This is a genomic window from Vibrio sp. 1562 (assembly GCF_033340155.1).
Lineage (GTDB): Bacteria > Pseudomonadota > Gammaproteobacteria > Enterobacterales > Vibrionaceae > Vibrio > Vibrio alginolyticus.
On record NZ_JAWOVY010000538.1, the window covers coordinates 1 to 602 of the forward strand.

Genomic DNA, 602 nt, shown 5'->3' on the forward strand with positions numbered 1-602 from the left:
ATTGAACAAAGGCAGTGCTTTTTCTGCTGAAGAACGTAGTTCATTCAACTTAGAAGGTCTGCTTCCAGAGACAACAGAAACAATTCAAGAACAGGTAGAACGTGCCTACCAACAATACAAGAGTTTCGAAAGCGACATGGATAAGCACATTTACCTGCGCAATATCCAAGATACCAACGAAACCCTATTCTACCGTTTAGTACAAAACCATATTTCTGAGATGATGCCGATCATCTACACGCCAACCGTTGGTGCTGCGTGTGAGAACTTCTCGAACATTTACCGTCGTGGTCGTGGTCTATTTATCTCTTACCCGAACCGTGATCGTATCGATGACCTGCTAAACAACGCAGCCAACCACAACGTAAAAGTGATTGTTGTGACTGATGGCGAACGAATCCTAGGTTTGGGTGACCAAGGTATCGGCGGCATGGGTATTCCTATCGGTAAGCTTTCTCTGTACACCGCATGTGGTGGTATCAGCCCTGCTTACACATTGCCTATCGTTCTGGATGTGGGTACAAACAACCCTCAACGTCTTGCTGATCCAATGTACATGGGCTGGCGTCATCCTCGTATTACGGGCCCTGACTACGATGCAT

Annotated in this window: 1 protein-coding gene; it reads left to right on the plus strand. The window is 46.3% G+C overall.

The genetic code is table 11. From position 1 onward, the window contains the following. On the plus strand, window positions 1-602 hold a 602-nt coding region (gene maeA, locus R7Z49_RS26275; protein ID WP_318112599.1), incomplete at both ends, for an oxaloacetate-decarboxylating malate dehydrogenase.